Genomic DNA, 25112 nt, shown 5'->3' on the forward strand with positions numbered 1-25112 from the left:
TTTGGCTTACATCTTACAATAACAGCCTGTGCTTCTGCAATGAATAAATCAAAAGCCCGCCGCACGAGCCAGTCCCCTAGTCAAGGCAAGCCGAATCAGGTGAGCGGCAGTATACTTGAGCCGCTTCCCATACGAAACCCCGCTTGCCGCACGCACAGCATCCAACATTGGCTGCGGCCTTCAGCCGGATGCTTCACCATTCCCACCCTTTGTAAGAGCTGGGTCATTTAGAAGCATCCTTTTTTGCGTTAACATTTCGCTCATCAATTTATGGCCAATGGGCAACAATAGGTTCAAACAGTCACTTTTTTACATGCTGACAAATCAAACATGTAACCAACAATCGCAAAGGTAAGCCATCAAAATAGACATAAGTTATGCAGCTAGAAATGTGAAAAGAGGGTAATGGATGACTGAAATCATACTAAAGTATAAAAACTTTTTTTCCACTCTTGTTCGATGGATCTTGTTCGGAAGCCTTATTGGCATCATTGTGGGCTCGACAACAACTTTCCTTTTAGAGACAAACGATTATCTAGGAGAAGTGCGGGAAAAAAGGGATTGGCTTATTTTCCTTCTCCCTTTAGGGGGAGTGATCTTAGGGTACATCTATATGAACTATGGAAAGGTATGGCTGAATCACACATTACATGACACTGCTGAATTGAACAATCTAGTGATAGACGGGGTTCATGGCAAGAAAGTGGTCCCGCGGAGAATGGGACCTATCGTCTATTTGGGAACCTTCATAACAGTCTTTTTTGGCGGATCTACAGGAAGAGAAGGGGCGGCTGTCCAAATGGGAGGAAGCATCGCCGCAGCAGTACACAAGTTTTTTCGTTTAAACATATTCGACAGTAAAATGTTCATCATGAGCGGCATAAGCGCCGGGTTTGGCGCCGCCTTTGGAGCTCCCATAACAGGTACTGTTTTCGGAATGGAAATGGCTGCATTAGGAAAGCTCAAATTCGAAGCACTTGTTCCTTGCCTGGCGGCCAGCTTTGCCGGTCACTTTATGACTACAGCAGCCTGGGGGCATAAACACGAAGAATTTATGATACAAAGTGTGCCGCAGCTATCTGTTATGACGTTTATTAAAGTGATTCTCGCAGCTGTTATCTTCAGTTTATTAAGTGTTTTATACTGCCAAATGAGACACGGTATACAAACATTTTCTGAGAAGCTCTTCAATAAAAACCATATGAAGAGAGCCTTTGTTGGCGGAATCATCATTGTGGCCTTAACGCTAATAGCAGGTTCTCAAGATTATAATGGCCGCGGATTAGACATGCTGCAACAATCCTTTAAAGAAGAAGTGCCTCCTTTTGCCTTCCTCGCCAAACTGGTTTTTACAGCGGTTACGCTTGGAACCGGCTTTGTTGGCGGAGAAGCCATACCTTTATTTTTCATGGGGGCAACATTAGGAAACACCATACACACATTCATGGATTTACCCATGTCATTTCTCGCTGCATTGGGATTAATCGCTGTTTTTTGCGGAGGTGCCAATACCCCTTTAGCAGCCTTCCTATTGGCAATGGAGATGTTTCACGGAAAGGGGCTGGAATACTTTTTTGTTGCTTGTATCGTGAGTTATATATGTTCAGGACACCATGGACTATGGCCTTCACAAAAAATATACGAGCCTAAGAGCAGGTTATATCATATTCCTCACGGAGAAACCATTAAGAATGTTGAAAAGAAAAAGAAGTCTTAGACAGACTGGCAGAAATAAAGCAGCTTGCTGCATGTGGATTCCGCTTGAGACGATGAAGAATAGAATAAAAAATATAACCCACAATAAAAACAGCGCAGGAAGATATTGATTGGTTGAAAAGAGGGGATGTTTTTTGGATTTAAACTTCATATGGAAATCTATAGTAGTTGTGGCAGGAGGAGTTATTATTTTGCGGTTAGCTGGGAGAAAATCCGTTTCTCAGCTTACGGTAGCTCAGACTGTCATGATGATCGCTGTTGGATCATTAATTATTCAACCTGTTGGCAACAGGAACATTTGGATTACCATGCTGATTACGTTTTTAATGGTGCTCACGCTTCTTTTTATTGAATCTATCGTTATGAAATCAGATGCCCTTGAGACGTTTATTTATGGAAAATCATTGATCGTAGTCGAAAACGGAAAAGTGAATGAAAGGAATTTAAAAAAGCTGCGATTAACGGTTGATATGCTTGAAGTAAGACTGAGACAACAAAATATTCAGCACTTCGCTGATTTACAATGGGCTACAATTGAATCCAACGGCCAGTTAGGTTATATGTTAAAATCTGAAAAACAGTACGCCACGAAAGAAGATATTCAAATGCTAAAATCGCTGATTGAATCGCACCAATCTAAACCCTCCAACGAATCCGCAACACCTGCAAATAATATATTTACGGAAGTGAAAGATAGAAAGCATAAAGAAAAACCGAAAGACCATTTGGATTAGGATAAAGTGATAAGTGACTATGTCATCATAACCTTTTAACTCACTTCTCTCTTTTTTCTGAAGGAAAAAATGGAAGGCTGTCGAGAATTACTCGGCAGCCTTCATTGTCTTTACTTCTTCAAATCTTCAATTGAGTTAACGTTTTTCATATATTGAGGCACTACAAGGCCCATCTTCACGCCAGTCATACTGGTGCCAATATCGTCATATTTGCCCTTATACTTGGCAGCGTATGCTTTATGGGTATTCGGCAGCCATGCGGAAAGGGATGCATCCGCGCTTCCCGTCGCAATCGCGGTCCACATCGGGCCAGCCTCTACCTGAGTATACGTTACGTCATAGCCCAAGTCTTCAAAGACTTTGCCAACCACGTTTGTACTTGCAATCTCACTGTCCCACGCCACATAGGCAAGGTTGATTTTGTCTCCCTGCACCTTTTGAACGCCTTTTGTCCACTCCGCAATTTGATCTTTGTGGTTCTTCACATACTCAGCAGCGGCTTTGGCAGGTTTCTCGCCTTCTTCCACCTTGATCATGACTTCACCCATGTCGTCTTGCGTCCAGTGAAACTGGCTCAGAAGCTTAGCCGCATTCGGCTGTTCCTTACTGAAGCCTTTGCGTGTGATCGTATGGATTTCCTCTGCGCTGCCATAAGATTGTTTCGGATCATCGAGATATTTCAGCTTATATCTGGAGAACATCCAGTGCGGTGTCCATCCTGTAATGATAATCGGTTTCTTACGGTCGTATGACTTTTTGAGTGTCGCGGTCATCGCGGCGCTTGACGCCGTAATCAATGTCCAGTCGTTCAGGTCATAATCCTTCATCGCGCTGTCGGTCAGGGCCATAATCCCTGAACCGGGATCAATCCCGATGACGGTCTTATTCACCTGTTGAGCCGCGGTTGCATTTTCATCGCTTTCTGAACCGCAAGCCGCAAGTGAGAGCGCCAGCATGGCGGAAACGCCGATACCGATGATTTTTTTAAACATCAGGCATTCCCCCTGCTTTTCTTCTTCACTTTAATATTTTGAGTAATGCGGTCCAGCGTAATGGCAACAATCACGATGGCGATACCAGCCTCTACGCCGACCCCGGTTTTCAGCTGTGTAACGGCACTGTACACTTCAGAACCAAGTCCCGGTGCACCGACCATTGCGGCGATAACAACCATTGATAACGCAAGCATGATGCTTTGGTTGATCCCGGCCAGAATGGTTTTTGTCGCAAGCGGAAGCTGAACTTTAAACAAACGCTGAGCTGTCGTAGAACCGAACGCCTCAGTTGCTTCAATCAAGTCTGCCGGCACTTGCTTAATACCGAGAACAGTCATGCGGATTGTCGGCGGCATCGCGAAGATAACAGATGCAACAACACCCGGCACAACACCGATGTTGAAGAAGAAAATCGCCGGCAATAGATATACGAAAGCAGGCATTGTCTGCATTAAATCAAGAATAGGTGTTACAATACGGCGAACCGTTTCTTTCTGGGACGCCCAAACTCCGATCGGAACCCCGACCACAATCGAAATAATGACCGATGTCAGAACAAGCGCCAATGTTTGAAGCATTGGGTCCCAATATCCTAAATAATCAATCAAGAGGAAACCAATTAAGGTAAATAACGCAATTCCCCTTGTGCTGATCCACCACGCAAGTGCGGCGAAAATAATCGTTAACAAAATAGATGGGATAAATCCAAGTCCGCTGACAATTCCATTTACAAAAGCGGCAAGTCCGTTTGAGATGCCGTCGAAGAATCCGCCAAACGTCATCGTAATCCAGTCAACAAAACGGTCAATGATATCTGCTAAAGGTATTCTAGGCAGTCTATCCATCTTACTTCACCTCCTGTACAGAAGGATCTTGTGTTTGTTCGTCAGTGCCTTCAGCATTGATATACTCGTTATTGCCAGCAAGTGCGCCAATCAGTGCGCCTTTTACGACAATCCCTTTCATTCTTTGCTTCTCATCTGTTACCGCAATTGGAATATTTGCGTCAGAAACCACATCAAAAATCTCTGTCAGATACGTATCTTCTGGCACAGTCGTAAATTCTGTATTCAAGATATCTTGAAGTGACAAATCAGACTCAGCCGCTTTTTTCGCATCAGACGCATAGATAACACCTAACAATTTCTTTTGTTTATCCACTGCGTAAATCGAGGAGATGCCGAGATTTTTCATCAATGTCAAAGCTACGCGAGGCCCTTTATCAATCCGCACCGTTTCAGCGCGTTTCATAATATGGCCTGCTGTGAGGACTTTAGATAAATCAACATCCTCGACGAATTTCTCAACATATTCGTTAGATGGATTCATCAGGATTTCTTCAGGCGTCCCGATTTGAACAATGTTACCATCCTTCATGAGAACAATTCTGTCGCCGATCCGCAACGCTTCGTCCAAGTCGTGCGTAATAAAGATAATCGTTTTTCCGACATTATCGTGAAGATCAAGGAGCTCATCCTGCATATCTTTACGAATCAAAGGATCAAGCGCACTAAACGCTTCGTCCATCAGAAGGATGTCCGGATCATTCGTCAACGCGCGGGCAAGGCCGACACGCTGCTGCATTCCGCCGGAAAGCTGGTCAGGATATTGCTGTTCAAATCCTTCAAGCCCGACAAGCTTAAGGGACTCAAGCGCTTTTTGCTGACGCTCTTGTTTGTCTATACCTTGAAGCTCCAGCCCGTATTCCGTGTTTTCAAGTATCGTTCTGTGCGGGAATAGAGCGAACTTTTGGAAGACCATGCTGATTTTTTTCCGTCGGACTTCCCGGAGCTGTTCTTTAGACATATTTGTTATCATGTCACCATCAATGTAAATGTTTCCGGCAGTCGGTTCAATCAAACGGTTTAGCAGCCGCACTAATGTTGATTTACCGCTCCCTGATAGACCCATGATGACAAATATCTCACCATCATACACATCAAAATCTGCCTGATTTACCCCAACGGTTGATCCAGTCGCTTTCAGGATCTCTTTTTTTGTCTTTCCGTTGGCAAGCATTTGAGCTGCTTTCTTTGTTTGTTTCCCAAAAATTTTAGATACTTTCTCAACTTTTATCTTAATTGGTTTCTCATCTACACTCATATTTTCCCTCCATATTAAGCAATCTTTATAACCGTAACATTTATGTAACATTTCATACAAACAGCATATACTCTTTTATTCTGTATCATTTCTTTATATTCTTTATTATAGCTCTTTGACCTTATGAATACTCCTAAATACTCTTTAATCCTTGTTTATTAGTGCCTATTGCAGATAAAATTCAGGCTTTTTCTACTATTAAGCGCTTACAGTAAATTTATTTTGTTTTTTATTTCATGACTTCTGACACTCTGATTGGAAAAATAAGTTGATTGGTTTGCAGTTTCAAGACGAGAAACAGTAAAATGCTGTCTGATGAATCGAGACATGTTATTATTCGTACGCTTGATTACAACGGAAAAGAACTCGCTGACGTATGCATGCAGTATTGTTAAAAACACAGCATCATCCCCATGTGAGGCGGAGTGAACGGACCTCGGAAAAATTGGTAGGCGAAATAGGATTTCTCAACGCATATGTGTTTCATTGTGGCAATGCGGCTAGGAACCATCAATCAAAACATACAGCATTTTTTCTAGCTGCCAGACAACAGGAAAGAGGTTAAACGCCCCTCCGCAGCCCGGATGGAAATGTAAAAAAGCACCTCAGTCGCGAGGTGCTTTTCCTATTCAAGCTCAGTTTGTTTCGTTTCTTTTCCCATAATCAAAATACAAGCAACCGCGAGTAAGATTGCAATGCAAAAGATTGTAAAGATGACCGAAAAGGAAATATGGCGGGCTGCGAGCGTTCCAACGAGCAGCGGCCCGAGGATGCCCCCGATTCTTCCAAATGCCGCTGTCGTTCCTGAACCTGTGGCGCGAATCGCTGTCGGGTATTGCTCTGGGGTATAGGCATACAGGACGCCCCACGCACCAAGATTGAAAAACGATAACAGCATTCCGGCTGCAAGCAGAAGGCCTAAGGAATCCGCCGTGCCAAAGAAATAGGCGCTTCCTGCTGTTCCAATCAGGTAAAAGACCAGTATCCACTTCCGTCCCGCTTTTTCAATCAGCCACGCGGCAGAAAAATAGCCTGGAAGCTGAGCCAGCGTCATCAGAAGGACATATTCAAAGCTTTCAATCATGCTGAAACCTTTGAGCAGCATGACACTCGGCAGCCATAGGAACATGCCGTAATAAGAAAACACCACGCAAAACCAAACGATCGACAGCATCACGGTCGACCGTATATACCGTTTTGCCCAAACGCTTTTTACATTCTCCCATACCGATGTCTTTTTGGCTGAAAGCGACTCATATTTTGGCGAATCAGGCAGACTCGTCCGCAGGTACAGAGCGTAAAAAGCCGTCAGTGACGTCAACAGCAGGGCGGCCTGCCAGCCGAAGCTCGGGATCACAAAGTAAGAAATGAGTGCTGCTACGAGCCACCCTACTGCCCAAAAGCTTTCCAGAAGCACAATCACTCTGCCCCGCTTTTCAGGCGCAACCGCTTCGGACACAAGTGTTGAAGCGACTGGCAGTTCGCCGCCAAGCCCCATTCCAATAACAAAACGCAGAATGAGAAATGCCGATAAGCTTGTCACAAAAGCTGAAATGCCGCTTCCGATGGAAAAGCACAAAAGGGTAATGATAAACACTTTTTTTCGGCCAATTCGATCAGCCAGCAGCCCAAATAAAAACGCACCCGCAGCCATGCCGATGGAATTGACGCTTCCGATCCATTTCATTTCTTCGGGCGACAAATTCCACTCCACGTGAAGCGCAGCGATAATAAACGATAATATTCCGACATCCATTGCATCAAACAGCCACCCCAAACCGGCGACGCCCAGCAGTTTTCGCTGGGATATAGGCTGTTGTTTTCCCATTGCCAACACCTCTGATATGCAAAATCATTACCGTTTAAGTTTACACCTGTCTTTACACATTGTCATTATTTAATTGATGTAAAAGAAAAATCCCCGCTTATATTTCACAAGCGGGGGGCTTTTTATTGCTGCAATGCTGCTTTTTTAATATTATGCTGAAGCTCGGCAATTCGTCTTGCACCATCTTCGCGGAGGCGTTTGTTTTCTTCTTCGATTTGTTTTGTTTCCTGCATGCCGCTGACGATCGTATTCCAAGACGATTCGATCGTTTCAATATCAATGCTTGGTCTGCCGGCCATTCTGGCTATTTCAACACTCTGGCTCGAAATGTTTTCCGCATTTCGTTTCAGCATCTCGTTTGTCCGGCGGTCAAGCTCGCTCATGGAGTCAGCCACAAGTTTTTGGCGTTTCACGGTGACAGCCTGAATAATGCCATTTTTGAAAATCGGAATGGTGATGATGAAAGCGGAGTTAATTTTTCCGATCAGCTTCGCATTACCGCGCTGAAGAAGACGGATTTGCGGCGCAGTTTGAAGCGCCACCATTCGCGCCATATCAAGGTCGTATACCCGCTCTTCAAGCGCCTGAATGCCGTTGCGGAGCGTATCAAGCTGCATTTGCGCAAGCTGATTTCCGCTGGCCGCTTTTTCTTCATATGAAGGGAGAATGGACTGCATTTCTTCCAGCTTCATTTGTCCGGCAACAACGTACTTTTCAAGCTCCATATAGTAATTAATATTGTTTTCATACATTTCATCAAGCGTATAGTTTGTTTTGGTCATCTCATCTTTATATTTAGAAATCTCAACGTTGATTTTTTCAATTTCTCCGCCGAGCGTCTGGTACTTTTTAAAGATTTTCTCAATCATGCTGCCGCCGCGTTTGAAAATTTTAGCCATTAGTCCCTTTGGCTCGTCAAAATCGTTTTTGTCAAAACGGTCCATGATTTTTCCAAGCTGGGTCAGCATCGTGCCTGAGTCTGTCACGCTTGTTGTTTTCATCATCCCTAAGATGCGGTCGGAGAACTTGGAAATTTCAACGGCCGGCTCCTTTCCATACTCAAGCAGCTCCATTTGATTTTTCACGTCAATTTGTTGGACTAGCCGCCTCACCTCTGGTTCCTGGCGGAGCTGGAGACGGATATCGTCAGCTTTTTGCTGGGAAATTTCTTCGTTTTTATCGAGAACAAGCGGGTTATGGTTATCTGTTGTCATGCTTTTCTTCTCTCCTTACTTTTGGGTAATCGTTCTGAACAGCCTTTTGACTAGGGAAGGCTCCTTATACTCCTGCTGAAACACCATGTCATCCAGCCAGTGGATATCATACTGATCCTCTTCAATAAAATGCTCAATGTCTTGGTGGCCGGGAGGATTATACATGATGATATCGATTCCGATTTCATTCAGAAACAGCAGGGCCGCGGCATCTGAACGCGTGAGCCCGCCGCTCATTTCCGTATGATATACAACAAGTTTCGGAACGGTTTGCGCATAGTCGAACGTTTGAATCAATTTCAGCAGCTTGGCAGGCAAGTTTGTTGTTTGTTTAAACAAGTAAATTTGAACATCCTTGACTTGTTCTTGATGCATAGCCTTAAGCCGCGGGTGCCTGCACATTCTCGAAATCGTTTTGGCAATGGCGGCCTGAATGCCCGCCGGAAGCTGCTTGTACTGCCACACATTGCTTGCCATCAGCTTGTCCGGATCAATGTTCCCTTCATGGTCAAGGGCGTGGCTGTAATGAAATTGATAGTTCGATTTGATGTCTTCTGTAAACGGAAAGCTTCTGATCATTTCTGTTTCCTGATAATCGGCTAATGTATGAAGCCTGTTCCAATATTCTTTATTGTCTTTCGACACGCCCATGATTTTGGCGAATACATTTGGAATCTCGATGGAATGTTTATCGGCTTTGAAATTCGGCCGAATAAAGGCGCGCTCTTTCGCGATTAAAAACAATTCATCATAGGTCGTTTTCAGCGTAACAGACATCGGTGTGTGATCCCTGAACTGCCACGGCTTGTACAACATGGATTCCTCGTGATTCAGCACATGTTCAAATTCCTTTGTTGAGCGGTAGGCTACTGTTGATTTCCGGTCTGGTTTTTCTTTCGGAAACGGCTGAAGCTCCGAAACATCTGGGAGTTTTTCCGTAAAGCTAAGCTCCTGCTTCGGATCGACAAGCGCCAGCTGATCGGTTCCCGCCGGATGGAACAATAGGACATCGCAGCCGACTAACATCAGATAATATAAAAAATAGAGCTGGCTCTTCGTTGCGTCTCCGTACCAAACAACTTTTGGCATCTCCCGTTCTATATCGGTTTTTTCCAGCCAAGGATTCAGGTGATTCAACGAAAACTTCGAGACATCAAGCAGCACTCTCCGAAAATCAGGATGATTCAGCCCCTGCTCATGATTGTCTGCAAAGATATGTAAAAGCGTTATCAATGCTTTTCTCAAATGGCGGTGCATGAGCGGATTCGAATGCTTCGCAATCAGCTGCTCCCCGTCCAAAAAGGCGACAAAGCGGCTGACCGACAGTCCTTTTTCTTTCTGGTTGATAGAATGAATATGCTGAAGCGCCTGAAACGTTTCCGGCGCGATTGTTTTATCAAGCGTTTCACTCAGAATGGCAATGCGATTGTTTACGGACAGTTCATACAGCTCGTTATAATAGTCCGTCTCATCAATTGGAGTGCCCAGTATTTGCCCGGCAAGGCGGGAAAACGAAAGGCCTTGGCCTGTTTTAAAGTGCTCACGCTCCGGCAATGGCTGAAACAGCACGCTTTTCCAATCCCCATCATCTGGAAACGCTTTATGAATGGTGAGTTCTTCTTGTCTCATCATATCCTCCTTTCTGGTTTGTTTGTATGCACTATACTTGTTTTATTCGGGTGATTCGGGATAAAACAGCTGCTGTGATTTCTTCACCTGCCATCATGCCGCTTGCTTCCGTTTTGCGTAATTCCGGACAGTGGCACAGCACCTCCCCATGAGCGGGTGCGATGCCGAAATCAGCTTCCTGAATCAGTTCAAGATCCAGCAGCGAATCTCCCGCTGTATAGATTTCATCAATTGAAAGCTTCGATTTCAGATATTCGACCGCCTTCCATTTATTAAGCGACTTCGGAATAAAGTACAGCTTTCGCCCCTGCAGGGATACTTGCCAGCCTCTTTCAGCCCCCCACTCCTTCACAGCGGCGGGATCGATTCGGGCTATTTTCGCTTCGTTCAAGATAAGATAAACAAAATAATGATGTGCCGTTCGGGTTCTTTCAACCGCTTGCGCTACAGACAGACTTGCGATTTCTCTCAACATAGCCTCAATCGGCAGACACGATGCGAGCTGCTCTTTTATGAACTCGTCCCACTCTTTCAGAGGCTGGCCATCCTTTAAAATACAGCCGCCATTCGTAGTTACAGCATATTCGGGCACAATGTCCTGCTGAAAACAAACAATTCTCTTGTACTGCTCATTTGTGCGTGTGGTGACAGGAATAAAATAGTGATCCTTTTGAATTTGCCTTAAATGTTCTTTTGTCACTCCCGAGATGTAAGAGAGGTCACGGCCGTTCAATGTTTCGATCAGCTCAACTCCCGCTTCCTTATCTGGAATGCCGATCATGCGCCTTGAGTATATTAATGTTCTGTCTAAATCACTGGCGAATGCGTTCATAAACTTTTCTCCGCCGGCCGAATCAGCCCGCAGCAGCGATAGGACATATCCTTGTATTCTTCCACAGGCACGCCTCGATCCTTCGCAAGCAATAAAATATGCCGCAATGCTTCCTCAGCACCCGGCTGAATGAGTATTTTCCAAGGCACCCTTCGCAAAAGCACGCGGGTCGTTTCCCCAACACCCGGCTTAATCAAGTTTGTGTTGCTGATGCCGAATTGCTTTTGGATGGTCTCAATGGAAGCTAGACCGCTCCAATCTGGTTTCACACGATCGTTTTGCAACCTAAGCGCCAAACGTTCCGCTTCGTTATAAATAGACGGAAATTGCTCCGCTATTGTTTCAATGTAGATATTCGTGACATCCTCTTCGCTGAGCTCTTTGTAATATTTCGCCCCGTGAAAGTCAGACGGCCCGATCCACGTTTCATTTAGAACTGTGCGGCTGACAAGTCCTGATACAGTAGAATTCAAGCAAGCGCTCGGAATCAGAAAGTCTTCCTTCGTTCCATAGATGTCCGCGCAATGCCCCGGATCGGCAAGCACCGCAATTTCAGAGGACAGCCTTGCTCCGAAGCGTTGATTAAACCGTTTTACAGAGCGAATCAGTTCTTTCGTGATGGCGCCTTTGCCTGTCCATCCGTCGATAAACGCAATCTTGCCCTCCGGATGATGCTTCAATAGATAATGCAACGCATTTTCATCAATTCCCCTGTCCCGAATGATAGAGATGCTGTAATGCGGCAGCGAGACATGGTACTTCACCTTGATATAACGTTTGATCAAAACACCAATCGGCGTGCCTGCTCTAGCCAAACTGCACAAAACCGCATCTTTCCCGCTTTTTTTATAAATCTGCTCCGCAACGACTCCCGTTGCTAATGCGACCTTCTGTTTGCTGTCTTCCAGCGAGGCATAAAACAGTTTCATGTATTCATCTGTCGGCTTGTATTCGATTGGCAGCATTTCTGAATAATGGATGCCGCTTTGAATTGACTTCTCCCGTTCTTCCGTGCTTTTTTCGATGGATACAGCGGACAAGTCTTTTAATAGAAAGGTCACATCTTCTTCCGGATAGCTCCCAATACGTTCAATAACATCTTTCAAATCAGATCCACGCCTTTCCTGAGAAAGTGACAATGTGGATATGAGGCACTTCTTTTTCTTTAAACATATCAAAAATCGGCTGTAACGCCTCATCCGAAACGTCCTTCTCAAGACAGAAAAAGACTTCGTCATACGCTCCGGCAGGAAGGTTATAGACAAAATGGCGGACCTCTTCATCTTCCGGATTCATAAATGAATAACCGTTTTGCACGGCATAGCCTTGTTTCGCAACCGGGTGAATCGGGCTGCGCGTGGTAGAGTGATAGGAAACCGAACCGCCAAGTGTTGAGGCGATTTTCATTGGCAGATACATCAGCTCTCCCGTTCCAAGCACGAGCGTTCTTTTGCCCTTCCGATATTGTTCCATGTAAAGCGCTGCTTGTCGGCAGGCTTCGTGAACAGCCTTTCGCTCAGACGGTTTTACACCGAATCGCCCTGTTTCTTTCACGTAAGAATGAGTGTTTGCGGATAGTTCCGGCTGATAAGGAACGGATGTGAAGAAACCCGATAGATCAATGTTCGTTCTGTTTATCGCAGTTCCTTGCAGCTTCGGGCTGTAGTTGTAGGAGGACTCGGACAATGGCACACCCTTAAAGGAAATCCGCCCTGATAATAAAGCAACGGTTGAAATCGTGACGCCTAATTCTCGTTCAGCCTCTGCATATGCCTTCTTATGCTCCTCCGTCCTCCAGTCCAATAAAGACAGGACAGCGTATTCTTTGCGCGGAAATTTGGATTGGATATCCCGAATCATATGTAATGCGGTTTTTCCTGTCGTGATTTCATCATCTACAAGAAGAATCGGACAGCTGTTGTTTATCATATCAGGCTCTGCGTAACACAGCTGATCAGTGGCATGGGAATGCTCTTCCACAAATGTGATCGAAGGCTCTGTGTTTCGAATCTGTTCACGGGTCGTATGGACAAATGACGCATGTTCAATGCAATCATAAACCGCGTGTCCAAGCGCCGTCGCCGTTTCCGCAAACCCGATAACAAGCGGTGCTTCGTTCAATGTAACACGGTGCTTTTGCAGCGTTTGATAAGCAGCTTGAAGCTTGCTTTCCTCTTCTGAAAGAAATCCGTTCAAAATCTCGTTTTTTTCCTTTATCTCCTGTCCGGTTTTCCGTTCGGCGTACTCCAAAGCAAGCAGCCCGGACGCTAAAAGCGGCTTCAGCGGGTGAACCGGAATATGTTTGCCCAGCACTTTGCTGACAAATAAAAAGCCCCTTTTTTTATTCACTCTGGCGGCCATCTCAAATAATGCTTGTTCAGGTATGAAAAGCGGGTTGTCTGTGACCGACAGATCAACCGCCATATTGTCCAATATTTGAAGGGTTTTGCTGTTCATTGAGCAAATCGGTGAAAGATCGGTTTTCATGATACACCCCATAAATTTCTGATTTTAATAAGATTTTTTCAGCCCATTTCATATGAGGCTTGATTTCATTCATTTTGTTAGAAAAATGGCTTTTCATCACGCCGATTGAACCGTTTCCGTGATGAATAATGCTTGACGCATCGAGATAGTCTTCCTTTGTTACGACATACAGGCTGTTCACAATTTTGAGATGGGTCGGATGGATGACCGTTTTTCCGTGGATGCCGTTGGCGATGTCAAGTTCGGTCTCTTTCACCAAACCTTTTATATAATCATTCAGCTCAACTGGCTGGTGTGCCGAAAGCAGATGCGGCTTTTGCGGTGCCTGAAAATACTCCCATACAGGGCCAGAAATGACGAACTCCCGGCCGAAGTAATTGATGATATCTGACATAAAGTCCGCAATCATGCGGATATCATAAATCGTTTGCTTCGGCTTTCTTCTGATGCCGTATAATCCGCATAAATCAGTCGCACCGATCCGCACATTTAAGATCAAATCCTGATGCTGATGCAAAACCATACTCAGTTCAGACAAAGCAGCAGCTCTAGTCTCTTTCATTAACAAATCGGGTGTTTCCAATATCGGCATGCCGTAAAGCGGCACCATCATGCGACTCGATATGTCTTCAAGTGCTTCAACATAGTCACTGGCGTTTTTTGCTGAGAATTTTGGGAACACAAATCCGGTTAACAAATGGAGTGCAGGCCTCAGGGTATCGGCTAATTGCAGCATCTGTTTCGGAGACCGTACACGCACAAACATAAATGGGAGATGGTCCGGCTTTATCGTGCGGTGCTGGATCGCCTGCTCGATCAACCCTAATTGATGGCTCACATTATGTTCAGCCCGCTTGACCTCATGATCTCCAATCGCATCCTCCAGACAGAAAACAATAGATGATATATCCTCATATTTGCGCTTTGTTATCACCGCCGCTATGTCCGGGCGGGTTGCCGGCATATATAATACGGCCCCCAGTGCGTGCTCAAGCAGCTTTTTAGGCGACTCTTTCGTGACCTGTTTCGGCGCTTGATAAAATACATTTTCTTCTTGATGTGTTGATAAATAGTGAAAATACCGCACACACGTCACCTCTTTTCTGTAACAAAAAAGGAAGGACATCAACCTCCCTCCTTGTTTTGTTTTATTCTTCTTTTGACGCGGCTGTTTGTTCGCGCACTTGCTTTTGTTTGTTGATATAGTGAATGATGAATGTAATGGCAAAAGCAGCGATAATGATAATGAAGAATACAGAGTGCGGCATTTCATAATGGAAGGCACTCCCCGCCATTTTCAGCGCGATAATACCGATTAATACGAATGCTGTATTTTCCAGCTCAGGAATTTTATCAATCAGTACAAGGAAGACTTTTGCCACTGTACGCATCATTAAAATACCAAGCATACCACCGACCAAAAGCACCCATACTTTTTCTGAAACCGCAAACGCGGCCAGGATGCTGTCCACAGAGAAGGCAAGATCCATCAATTCAACTGAAATAACAGTCGCCCAGAAGATACCGAACGTGCGGACCATCCAAGAATTTTTCTTCATGCCGTCCGTTTCATCTTCTTTTTCACCGATCCAGAAATGCTTAATGACGAGCCAAGCGAGATAAAGCGCGCCGAGCACCTTGATCCACCAAAACTTAATGAGGAGCATACCGAGCCCGATAAAAATAAACCTGAATATATAAGCTCCAAATAAACCATACGTTAACGCTTTTTTTCGCTGTTTTTCCGGCAGGTGCTTGACCATCACCGCAAGAACAAGCGCATTATCGGCCGACAAGAGGCCTTCCAAAACAACAAGGGAACCGATCAGACCCCAGGAAACAGGATCTGACAGCACTTCCCCCCACATTTTCCAATCGAAAAATGAAGCATACGTAGACATGATATGATGTAAAAAGTCCAAGTTTTTTCCTCCTTTTAATTGAAAACGGTGACGTCTCTATTTGTCACTCGCTTACACTTGCAAACCGTAATTCCGGCACAACGCAGCCAGCCCGCCGGAAAAACCGCTGCCGATCGCATTGAATTTCCACTCGCCGCCGTGTCTGTAAAGCTCACAAACGACAACAGCTGTTTCAATAGAAAAATCCTCTCCCAAATCGAAGCGAAGAAGTTCATTCTGCGTCTCCTCGTCCACAATGCGCACAAATGCATTGGAAACTTGTCCAAAGTTTTGGCTGCGTGCTTCGGCGTCGTGGATGGTCACTGTGATCCCGATTTTCTCAATGTGAGCAGGGATTTTTGAAAAATCAACGATAATCTGCTCATCATCTCCGTCACCCTCACCCGTGCGGTTGTCACCCGTATGGATGACACCGCCGCTCGGATGCTCAAGGTTATTATAGAAGACGAAATCGAGATCATTCACGCAGTTGTCATGCGCATCAACTAAAAAAGCTGAAGCATCCAGGTCAAAATCGTGTCCGCCGGAGTACTTGTTTGTGTCCCAGCCTAAGCCGATCACCGCTTTTGCGAGTCCCGGATTTGTTTTCGTTAAGTCAATGCGCTGTCCTTTTGATAATTGAATGGCCATACTGCCTCTCTCCTTTCTGCTCTTCGTATTTGTCTTAACCGATTTGCAAACCGTAGTCTGTTGCGATGCGGGCAAGGCCGCCTTGGTAGCCTGAGCCGATCGCCGAAAATTTCCACTCGCCGTTATGTCTGTAAAGCTCCCCTGCAATGATTGCTGTTTCAATAGAGAAATCTTCCGCAAGGTCGTAACGGATGAGCTCTTCATTTGTTTCTTCATTTACGATGCGAACGAACGTGTTTGATACTTGTCCAAAGTTTTGGCTGCGTGCTTCCGCTTCGTGAATGGTGATCACAAATGAGATTTTTTCAATATTAGCGGGCACAGCGCTGAGATTCACTTTGACATTCTCGTCGTCGCCTTCTCCAGCACCTGTCAGGTTATCGCCTGAATGGACGACTGAACCATTGCCTCCTTCAAGCTGGTTGTAGAAAATAAAATCATTTGGAGACGCGCATTTGCCCGCAGCGTCTAACAGAAACACACTAGAGTCAAGGTCGAAGTCATGTCCGCCGTCATACTTATTCGTATCCCAGCCTAAACCGACAACGACCTTTGAAAGTCCCGGATTTGTTTTTGTTAAATCTACTTTTTGTCCTTTTGCCAATGAAATTGCCATGTTTCATCCACTCCTTTTTTCTTTTATACGTATCGGCTGATAATATCTTCTAATCTCGTATCGTTTGTGCCTTCACCGATCGCCGCGAATTTCCACTCGCCGTCCTGGCGGTAGATTTCAGCCGTAATCAGGCTTGTTCTGCCGGCATAGTTGTCTTTTAAATTGTATTTGAGCATTTCTTCATTTTTAGATTGATTGACCACACGGATAAACGCATTTTGAATCATGCCGAAATCTTGTTTTCTTCTGACACAATCGTAAATATTAACGACAAATACAAGCCTGTCGATATTTGCAGGCACTTTCCCCAAATCTATCATAATTTGTTCGTCATCACCCGCACCGTCGCCTGTCAGGTTATCGCCTGTGTGTTTGACACCGCCGCAGCGGCTTTTCAGGTTGCCGAAATAGATGATATTTTTCTTATCGGTGAATTTGCCGTTTTCCAGCATCAATACTGAAGCGTCACAGTCGATATTGGGTCCGCCCCCGCCGAGCAGCTTTCCGAAAAAACCGCCTCCGCCGGATGAAACCGGGTCCCAGCCGAGACCGACCATCAATTTTGATAAGCCCGCTTTTCCTTTTGTTAAATCAATACGCTGACCTTTTTCTAAAGAAATCGCCACACGATTCACTCCTAATCATCAAGATGTGAATATAGTCACATTTATTTTTACGTACAAAGGGAAGATGAGTATGCCGTAAATTATTAATAGATACGTTTGTTATTATAGCAAAGTTTCATAAAAGTTAAGAATAATTGACGAAAATCCTCGAAAAAAACTTCCATATTTGATGTGTTTTTTGCAAATCATATGAATTGTGATTCTAAAACAAACCATTTGACGTGAGCGAGTCATTTTGCCTATTCTTGTGTCACATTCTAAAAAACAGACAGAAAGGAAGCGGCCTTTTGATTCATTTCAGCATACTTGACCAGGCACCTGTTTCTAAAGGAGAAAGCCCTGTGACAACTCTTCAGCATTCGGTTGAGCTGGCCGGATTAAGCGAACAGTGGGGATATAAGCGTTATTGGTTTGCCGAACATCACAGCACGAAAGGACTAGCAAGCACAGCGCCTGAAATCATGATCGCCCGCATCGCGGCACAGACAAACACGATTCGTGTCGGATCAGGCGGCGTGCTGCTGCCCCAGTACAGCCCGTTTAAGGTGGCCGAAACCTTTCGCCAGCTTGAAGCACTGTATCCAAACCGGATTGACCTCGGTGTCGGGCGTTCTCCCGGAGGCACGACAAAAACCCGTCTTGCGCTAACGGACGGGGTGAAAAAAAGCTTAACCGATTTCAACAGACAACTGCAGGATGTCTCTTATTTTCTCACAGATTCGCTTCCTGGCGGGCATCCGTATGCCGGAATCAAAGCGGCGCCTCTTGTTGACACCGCACCGGAGCTATGGGTGCTCGGTCTCGGAGAAAACAGCGCAAGGCGCGCGGCGCATCAGGGGATTGGATATGTATTTGGGCATTTCATTAATCCCGAGCGAGGAGAAAATGCGTTTCACATCTATCGGGAAAGCTTTCGGCCGTCAGCTCACTTCTCGTCTCCGGCCGCACTGTTTACGATTTTTGTCATTTGCGCAAAAACAGATGAAGAGGCAGAAGAGCTGGCGTTAAGCCAGGATTTATGGCTACTTCGCGTCGGAAAAGGCTTGGACAGCCGCGTGCCGAGCATCGAGGAAGCAAAAACGCATTCCTACACAGAGTCCGATAAAAAGCTCATAGAAGAAAACAGAAAGCGAATGGTGATCGGTTCCCCAAACACTGTCAAACAGCAGCTTTTAGAGCTTACAGACCGCTATGAAACAAATGAAATCATGGTTCTGTGCAATGTGTTTGATTTCGAGGCGAAAAAGGAATCATATGAGCGGCTTGCCGGGCTGTTTCTCTAAAAAAAGCAGTTTTTCCAATGGAAAAACTGCTTTTTGCGTTACCCGCGGCTTTTTTTGCGCAGGGTTTCTTTTTTCATAAACATCCAAACGCCCTGAACCACAAATCCAATCAAAAGCAGCACGATCAAAAGCAGGGTAATAGACGGCCCTGGCGGCGTTCCGAGCTGATAAGATGATGTCAGTCCCATAAATACGCTGAATAGCGAAATGAGCACCGCCGTAATAAATACCCACTTGAAGCCTTTTGCAATTCTGATAGCGAATGCTGCCGGCAATACGAGCAGGGCTGATACAAGAAGGACCCCAATGATCGGAATAATGACCGAAATCGCAAGCCCTGTCACGATACTGAATGACATCGACAGAACGTTTGTATTGATTCCTGATGTTTTTGCTGTTGCTTCATCAAACGTCAGCAGGTAGAGCGGCCTTTTGAGTACGATAAAATATAGCAGAATCAGCAGTGTAATGATGCCGATAATGTAGACCTGCTGCTGGTTGACTGTCACGAGCGATCCAAATAGATATTGATCGATGCTCATAGTGGCGGCGCCTTTTGAGAGGCTGATTAAAAACATCGCGAAGGACAAACCAGCCGCCATTAAGATGGCAATGGACACTTCTGAATATGTCCGGTACGCCCGCCGCATGTATTCGATTCCGATTGCGCCGATGGTTACGACGACGATGCTCGCCGCGGTAATATTGGTGCTAAGGAAAAAGCCGATGGCCACACCCGACAATGAAATATGTGAAAGTGTGTCAGCCATTAAGGCCTGTCTTCTGAGAACGAGATACACTCCTAGTATCGGAGCCATGATGGCGATCATGCCGCCTGCTAGAAAAGCTCGTCGCATGAATTCCAAGTCAAACATTTCCATCCGCCTTTTTCTCCTCTCTCTAATCGAATCACTTTATCTAAAAATTGCTGTACTTCATTTTGTTCGTGAGTAACCATTACCACTGTGCGATTGTGATTTTTCACGAGATGGTGCATAAATTCGTAAAATCCTTTTCTGCTGTCGTAGTCAACGGCTGTTGTCGGTTCGTCCAGCATTAAGAGATCCGGATTGCTGGCAAGCATTCTCGCAATACAGATTTTCTGCTTCTGTCCGCCTGATAGGTCGCCGATTTTCCGATAGCGCAGCTCCCACATTTCCACCATTTTCAATGCTTTTTCCACTTCGATATGATCTTCTTCATTTAAACGTTTGAACCATTTCCCTTTTGTATAGCGGCCTGACTGCACAAGCTCCAGCACCGTGCTCGGAAAGCCGGCATTAAATGAGGAAATTTGCTGCGGCACATACCCGATGGTCAGGCGTTTTCCTTCTGCATTCTTTTTGCTGATCGTCACTGTGCCTTCCCACGGTTTCAGCATGCCGAGCATTACTTTCATAAGCGTCGATTTAGCGGCGCCGTTTGGGCCCGTGATGCCGACAAACTCACCGCTTTCTATATCAAGTGATACTTTATCCAAAACAGGCGTATGGGAATAGCCGAAAACGATATCTTTCAATGAGACGAGATTCATGTCAATCTTCCTTTCTCACAAAGAAATAGTGTGCACCCTCCGGCGCACACTATCTTATGATTAATCTAATAGTGAATCTTTCAGGGCATCGAGGTTTTGTTTCATAATGTCGATATACCCTAACCCTTTATCTTGTTCTTCCTTACTTAAGCCTTCCAGTGTATTCAACACTTCAGTCTTCGCGCCAAGTTCATTGGCCAGCGTATCTGCTACTTTGGAGGATGCAGCCTCTTCAAAGTAAATGACATTGATGTCATGTTCTTTGGCATACGTTTTTAATTTCGCTAAGTCGGCTGCGCTCGGTTCTTGGTTAGGCGAAAGGCCTGCAATCGGAACCTGCTTCAAACCGTATTCTTTTGCCAAATAGCTAAAAGCTGTATGCTGTGTGATGAATTCTTTCTTCGCCGCTTTTTTTACGGTTGTACGATATAGTTTATCAAGATCCTGCAGTTTTGCAATATATTCTTTACTATTTTTCTCATAGTATTCTTTGTTATCCGGGTCCTGCTTGACAATTTGCGCCGTAATATTTTTTACTTCTTGCTGCGCAAGAACAGGGCTGAGCCATACGTGAGGGTCCATTTCATGGCTGTGGCTGTGCTCATGCTCCTCGTGGTCTCCGTGCTCTTCGTGCTCACCATGCTCTTCATGCTCTTCATGCTCTTCGTGTTCTTCTTCAGAGCCTTCCATTAAATCAATGCCTTTGCTCGCATTAACGAAAACGGCATGGTCTTGGCCCATGCTTTTTTCAGCGGACGGAACCCAAGTTTCCATGTATTCACTATTATAAACGAACAAATCAGCATCCTGAATGTTGGCAATGTCTTTCGGTGTCGGTTCCCAATCATGCGGTTCAATGGATGATGGAATGAGCAAGTCAACCTCAGCTTTGTCTTTTACGATTTGTTTTGTAAAATCATACATCGGGTAGAAGGTTGTGGCAATGTGCAGTTTATCACTCTTTGAATCCGCCGCCCCTTTTGATGATGAGGTATTGCCGCATGCTGCTACCAATAAAAAGCATGCTGCCATCACAAACAAGCCGCTCCATTTTTTAAACATATCTTATATCCCCTCTTTTTCAGTAACTTTAAATCAAAATGATAACGATTTTGTAATCCTCTATCATAATAAACCGAAGTCATTCCGTTTTGCAAGCGTAAATTTCATTTTGATGTTATTCTTTCCGTCTATAGCGCTACTATATGTACGTAAAAAACCCGGCTGAAAATGCCGGGCTGAGTCATTTGATTGAATTGTCCAGAAGATACACCCTGCTTTCATAAGGCTGAAACACCATTTCATCAGCAAGGTCACCGTTGTTTTTATAGTTGCTGAGAAGCAGGGAGGCCTGAAACTTGCCGCAGCTCTTAGGCCACCTGAAAACAGCTTGCTCTTTTGAAAAGTTATTCACGGACAAGAGCTGTTGTTTGCCATTTTCTCTAATGTACACAAACAGCTGCGGATCATCCGGAAGCAAAAGTTCATAGCTTCCTTTGATGAGATCAGCGTACTGCTTTCTCAGGCTGATCAGCTTTTTATAATAGGTTAAGATGGAATCAGGGTCTGCCTGGGCTTCCTCCACATTGATGGACGCAAAGTTCGGGTTGACCTTCAGCCAAGGTGTGCCGTCAGTAAATCCGGCATTTTTGCCGCTGCTCCACTGCATTGGCGTCCGGGCGTGATCCCGGCTTTTGGCTAAAATTGACCTCATCACTTCTTCTTGATCATAGCCTTGTTCAAACACCCGTTTATGATACATATTGATCGTTTGGATATCTTTGTAATCCTCAATCCGGGTAAACGGCGCGTTTGTCATCCCGATTTCTTCTCCCTGATAAATATACGGCGTTCCCTTCATGAGATAAAGAACGGTGGCGAGCATTTTCGCGGATGCTTTACGGTATTCCCGATCGTCTCCAAATCTGGACACAATCCGGGGCTGGTCATGGTTGCACCAATACAAGGTATTCCAGCCTTCATGTTCAAGCTTCTTTTGCCATGTGGTCAAAACCGACTTTAAATCAGAAAGCTCAAGGGGCTTCAGATCCCAATGTTCTTTTCCGGGCTGCTGGTCAAGCTCCATATGCTGAAAGTGAAAAATCATATTCAGCTCATGCTTATCAGTCCCCGTATATTTCAGTCCTTCCTCCGGTGTGACACTGCCAACCTCCCCGACAGACATCACATCGTACCGGGAAAATACTTCATCTGTCATTTCTTTTAAATAGTCATGAATTCGTTCGCCATTTGGCTGGAAAGGCTGCGGCTCTGCCTGCTGATTGAGATAGTCCTCATACGAAGGAAGATATTCTTTCTTCGAAATGAGATGGAGCTGATCAATGCGCAACCCGTCGACCCCTTTATCAAGCCAAAATCTCATCATGTCAAACACCGCTTGGCGCACCTCGGGATGTTCCCAATTTAAATCAGCTTGTTTGACGGCATTCATGTGGAGATAATATTCTCCCGTATGCTCCTCGTATTGCCAGACCGAGCATCCGTAGTCAGACACCCAGTCCGTCGGCGGGCCGTTCTTTATGCCGGGGCGCCAATAGTAATAGCTGCGGTATTTGCTGTTTTTGTCCAGCTCAGCTTCTTTAAACCAAGGATGCTCCACCGAAGTATGGTTTAACACAAAATCCATCACCAGCTTTAATCCGCGCTGGTGCACCTGGTCAAGCAGCTCGTGAAAATCGTCCATCGTTCCATATGAATCCATAATCGTCCTATGGTCCGTCACATCATAGCCGAAATCAACATTCGGAGAAGGATAAATCGGGCAAATCCAAATCACGTCTGCTCCGAGTTCCTTTATGTAATCAAGGCGGGAAATCAATCCCCGCAAGTCCCCAATTCCATCTCCATTGCTGTCTTGAAAGCTTCTCGGATAAATTTGATAGACCACCGCATCCTTCCACCAGTCTGTTTTCATCCCGCAATCCCCCTGTTTTATTCTATTCAAACTGAGACGGATAGAGTGTCATCCCGCCGTCGACGAAGAGTGTGGTGCCCGTTACATAACTCGCTTCCTCAGATACGAGCCAAGCCGCTGCTGCCGCCACTTCTTCCGGCTTTCCGAAAGCGTTCATCGGAATTTTTTTCAGCTGTTTTTGCCTGTTTTCTTCTTCTTTTGTATCAATATTTGATTCTGTCGCTATAGTGCCGGGCGCTATCGCGTTGACGCGGATTCCTTTATCCGCATAATTGAGTGCCAGCGTTTCTGTCATCATCTTGATGCCGCCTTTGGATGTGGAATACTGAACGTTTACGGGGCGCGGGATCTGCTGGTGAACGCTCGAGATATTCAGTACATTGCCTTTGATGTTGTTTTTCATCATGTGGCTAAGCGCTGCTTTGGCTCCCAGAAAGGTTCCTGTAACGTTGACATCAATGACTCTTTGCCAATCTTCAAGACTCATCTTATGCGGCATAGCCTCCGTGCCGTTAAAACCCGAGTTGTTCACCATGACATCGAGCGTGCCGAAATGCTCTAAAGCGGTGTCCATGAGCGCCTGAATCCCTTCTTCTTTTGATACATCCGCCTCAACTGCGACAGCTTTCCCTCCGTTATCCTTAATGATGTCCACCGTTTCATCGGCACCAGAAGGGTCACTGTGGTAGTTCACAACAACATTCATTTTCTCCAGTCCAAACCGTTCCGCAATGGCTTTTCCGATGCCTTTTGAAGAACCTGTCACAATCGCTGTTTTTCCGGTTAAATCTTTAAACATAAACGATATCCTCCCCTGATTTTCTATTATGTAGTGGAAAATACCCTATTTTTCCGGGTTGAAAACAGCATAAAAAAAGCAGAGAACGGAAATGTTCTCTGCCTTTTCTATTGAAAACGCTGCTCAGCAAGCTTCTTTTTAATATCCATCAATCTGCGGTAAAAGAAAGCGGCAGACTCATAACGTTCTTGCTGATTGAAATGTTCCGCTGTATCATGCAGCAGTTCTTCTGCATCTGCAAGAAGCTGGCGGGATTCCAGCAGGTCAAAGCATTCTTCAAGCACGTTCCGGTCGCCGCTGCCAAGATAGAGCTCATGAATGAGGCGGAATTTCGTCAAGTACATGTCATCTTCCCATTCAGCAGCGCTCTTGATCCCGCGGTCATACACCTCTGTCGCTTTTCCGTATTTCCCCTGTTTACAATAGATATGGGTTAGTGAAAAAACGGCTTGAACAGCCTGCTGAAAGCTATGCTCCTCAAAAATGGCGGCGGCTGTTTTGATATAGCCCTCCGCTTCATTAAAATCTCCTAGACTGTACTTACAGTTTCCGACATTATAATGGGCTGCAGCGATCATGTACGCTTCTTCAAGCTGCCTTGCATGATCTAAGGCACTGCACAAGTGTGTGAGCGCCTTTTCATAATGATAGACATCTGTCAGATTTCCGGCGATGATAAATTCACACTGCACGCGGCGGCGGCCGTACAGCTCATATTTCGTATAGATATCAAGCGCCTGACTCGCATAATTCATGGAAAAATACGTTTGTTTGATGTAATAATACACTTCTGCAACCTTAAAAAGAAACTCGGCTTTTTCGATTTCATCCTCAACATACTCGAGCTTTTCCTCGGCATGTTTGTAATGGTCAATGGCTATGATAAAATTTTTCTGCTTAAATTCGTACATCCCTCTGAAATAATAAAAATAGTATTCCAATAAGCCTGTGAGTTTTTGCTGATTGCTTTCAATTTCGTTCAGCATATCAGAGAACGGAGGCTTGGTGTCGCTGTCTTTCACCGGCATCAGCTTATCCAGCATGATTCGATGCCGGAATTCCATCAAAGAAAAATATAATAGCAAGTCCTGATTTTCTTCCATGTCTTCTAAATCGTATTCGATCTCCTGCTTTAACGCTTCTGCTTGATCTGCTTCAAATGCGCGAATGAGCTTGTACCATTCGTTTAGCTTTACTGCTACTTCCTCAGATGGAATTTTTGCTCTCAT

24 protein-coding genes are annotated in these 25112 nt (G+C 45.1%); 3 read left to right on the forward strand and 21 right to left on the reverse strand.

Annotation, left to right across the window (positions count from 1 at the left end; genetic code table 11):
* Positions 1–95 precede the first annotated feature (95 nt).
* Positions 96–227, reverse strand: coding sequence for a hypothetical protein (locus BV11031_RS23190; RefSeq protein ID WP_276569923.1), 132 nt, complete (start codon positions 225–227; stop codon positions 96–98).
* Positions 228–409: 182 nt separating this feature from the next.
* Here BV11031_RS23190 and BV11031_RS16885 point away from each other — a divergent pair, with 182 nt between their 5' ends.
* Positions 410–1717, forward strand: coding sequence for a voltage-gated chloride channel family protein (locus BV11031_RS16885; protein ID WP_010331368.1), 1308 nt, complete (start codon positions 410–412; stop codon positions 1715–1717).
* 190 nt (positions 1718–1907) lie between these two features.
* Positions 1908–2450 (forward strand): DUF421 domain-containing protein, encoded by a 543-nt coding sequence (locus tag BV11031_RS16890; RefSeq protein WP_010331369.1) that lies wholly within the window; start codon positions 1908–1910, stop codon positions 2448–2450.
* 110 nt (positions 2451–2560) lie between these two features.
* Here BV11031_RS16890 and BV11031_RS16895 read toward each other — a convergent pair whose 3' ends face one another.
* The 14 genes from BV11031_RS16895 to BV11031_RS16960 form a co-directional block, all read right to left on the reverse strand.
* Positions 2561–3442 (reverse strand): glycine betaine ABC transporter substrate-binding protein, encoded by an 882-nt coding sequence (locus BV11031_RS16895; RefSeq protein ID WP_010331370.1) that lies wholly within the window; start codon positions 3440–3442, stop codon positions 2561–2563.
* A complete protein-coding gene (opuAB, locus tag BV11031_RS16900) occupies positions 3442–4290 on the reverse strand; it encodes a glycine/proline betaine ABC transporter permease subunit OpuAB (RefSeq protein ID WP_010331371.1) in 849 nt (282 codons plus the stop codon). Before opuAB ends, BV11031_RS16895 begins: the two co-directional genes overlap by 1 nt.
* 1 nt (position 4291) lies before the next feature.
* Positions 4292–5548, reverse strand: a complete 1257-nt coding sequence (opuAA, locus tag BV11031_RS16905) for a glycine/proline betaine ABC transporter ATP-binding protein OpuAA (protein ID WP_010331372.1) — start codon at positions 5546–5548, stop codon at positions 4292–4294.
* Between the two features lie 625 nt (positions 5549–6173).
* Complete coding sequence (niaP, locus tag BV11031_RS16910) at positions 6174–7376, reverse strand: niacin permease NiaP (protein ID WP_010331373.1); 1203 nt, start codon at positions 7374–7376, stop codon at positions 6174–6176.
* A gap of 122 nt (positions 7377–7498) precedes the next feature.
* On the reverse strand, positions 7499–8590 hold the full coding sequence (locus BV11031_RS16915; protein ID WP_010331374.1) for a toxic anion resistance protein: 1092 nt from the start codon (positions 8588–8590) through the stop codon (positions 7499–7501).
* A gap of 15 nt (positions 8591–8605) precedes the next feature.
* Positions 8606–10219: a YceG family protein gene (locus BV11031_RS16920; protein WP_010331375.1), complete on the reverse strand. Its 1614-nt coding sequence runs from the start codon at positions 10217–10219 to the stop codon at positions 8606–8608.
* Positions 10220–10250: 31 nt separating this feature from the next.
* Positions 10251–11051: an HAD family hydrolase gene (locus BV11031_RS16925; RefSeq protein WP_010331376.1), complete on the reverse strand. Its 801-nt coding sequence runs from the start codon at positions 11049–11051 to the stop codon at positions 10251–10253.
* Complete coding sequence (locus tag BV11031_RS16930) at positions 11048–12157, reverse strand: cysteine protease StiP family protein (RefSeq protein ID WP_010331377.1); 1110 nt, start codon at positions 12155–12157, stop codon at positions 11048–11050. The genes BV11031_RS16925 and BV11031_RS16930 overlap by 4 nt, the downstream gene beginning before the upstream one ends.
* Position 12158: 1 nt before the next feature.
* A complete protein-coding gene (locus BV11031_RS16935; protein WP_010331378.1) occupies positions 12159–13475 on the reverse strand; it encodes a phosphoribosyltransferase family protein in 1317 nt (438 codons plus the stop codon).
* Entirely contained in the window at positions 13465–14625 is a 1161-nt protein-coding gene (locus tag BV11031_RS16940) for an HpcH/HpaI aldolase/citrate lyase family protein (RefSeq protein WP_026014587.1), read from the reverse strand. The genes BV11031_RS16935 and BV11031_RS16940 overlap by 11 nt, the downstream gene beginning before the upstream one ends.
* Positions 14626–14686: 61 nt before the next feature.
* Complete coding sequence (locus BV11031_RS16945; RefSeq protein WP_010331380.1) at positions 14687–15460, reverse strand: TerC family protein; 774 nt, start codon at positions 15458–15460, stop codon at positions 14687–14689.
* Between the two features lie 51 nt (positions 15461–15511).
* The gene (locus BV11031_RS16950; RefSeq protein WP_010331381.1) at positions 15512–16090 is read right to left on the reverse strand and encodes a TerD family protein; all 579 of its coding nucleotides are present in this window, start codon (positions 16088–16090) and stop codon (positions 15512–15514) included.
* Positions 16091–16124: 34 nt separating this feature from the next.
* A complete protein-coding gene (locus tag BV11031_RS16955) occupies positions 16125–16706 on the reverse strand; it encodes a TerD family protein (protein ID WP_010331382.1) in 582 nt (193 codons plus the stop codon).
* 23 nt (positions 16707–16729) lie between these two features.
* The gene (locus tag BV11031_RS16960) at positions 16730–17332 is read right to left on the reverse strand and encodes a TerD family protein (protein ID WP_010331383.1); all 603 of its coding nucleotides are present in this window, start codon (positions 17330–17332) and stop codon (positions 16730–16732) included.
* 287 nt (positions 17333–17619) lie between these two features.
* On the opposite strand from BV11031_RS16960, the gene BV11031_RS16965 reads away from it, so the two are divergent.
* The gene (locus BV11031_RS16965) at positions 17620–18615 is read left to right on the forward strand and encodes an LLM class flavin-dependent oxidoreductase (protein ID WP_010331384.1); all 996 of its coding nucleotides are present in this window, start codon (positions 17620–17622) and stop codon (positions 18613–18615) included.
* Positions 18616–18653: 38 nt separating this feature from the next.
* Here the strand turns inward: BV11031_RS16965 and znuB are convergent, their stop codons facing one another.
* The 6 genes from znuB to rapJ form a co-directional block, all read right to left on the reverse strand.
* Entirely contained in the window at positions 18654–19496 is an 843-nt protein-coding gene (gene znuB, locus BV11031_RS16970; protein ID WP_010331385.1) for a zinc ABC transporter permease ZnuB, read from the reverse strand.
* A complete protein-coding gene (gene znuC, locus BV11031_RS16975; protein WP_010331386.1) occupies positions 19454–20149 on the reverse strand; it encodes a zinc ABC transporter ATP-binding protein ZnuC in 696 nt (231 codons plus the stop codon). The genes znuB and znuC overlap by 43 nt, the downstream gene beginning before the upstream one ends.
* Positions 20150–20209: 60 nt before the next feature.
* A complete protein-coding gene (locus tag BV11031_RS16980) occupies positions 20210–21211 on the reverse strand; it encodes a metal ABC transporter substrate-binding protein (protein WP_010331387.1) in 1002 nt (333 codons plus the stop codon).
* Between the two features lie 181 nt (positions 21212–21392).
* Positions 21393–23084, reverse strand: coding sequence for a glycoside hydrolase family 13 protein (locus BV11031_RS16985; RefSeq protein ID WP_010331388.1), 1692 nt, complete (start codon positions 23082–23084; stop codon positions 21393–21395).
* Between the two features lie 22 nt (positions 23085–23106).
* Positions 23107–23883, reverse strand: a complete 777-nt coding sequence (locus tag BV11031_RS16990) for an SDR family oxidoreductase (protein ID WP_010331389.1) — start codon at positions 23881–23883, stop codon at positions 23107–23109.
* Between the two features lie 107 nt (positions 23884–23990).
* Positions 23991–25112, reverse strand: a complete 1122-nt coding sequence (gene rapJ, locus BV11031_RS16995; protein WP_010331391.1) for a response regulator aspartate phosphatase RapJ — start codon at positions 25110–25112, stop codon at positions 23991–23993.

Source organism: Bacillus vallismortis, assembly GCF_004116955.1.
Taxonomy (GTDB): Bacteria; Bacillota; Bacilli; order Bacillales; family Bacillaceae; genus Bacillus; species Bacillus vallismortis.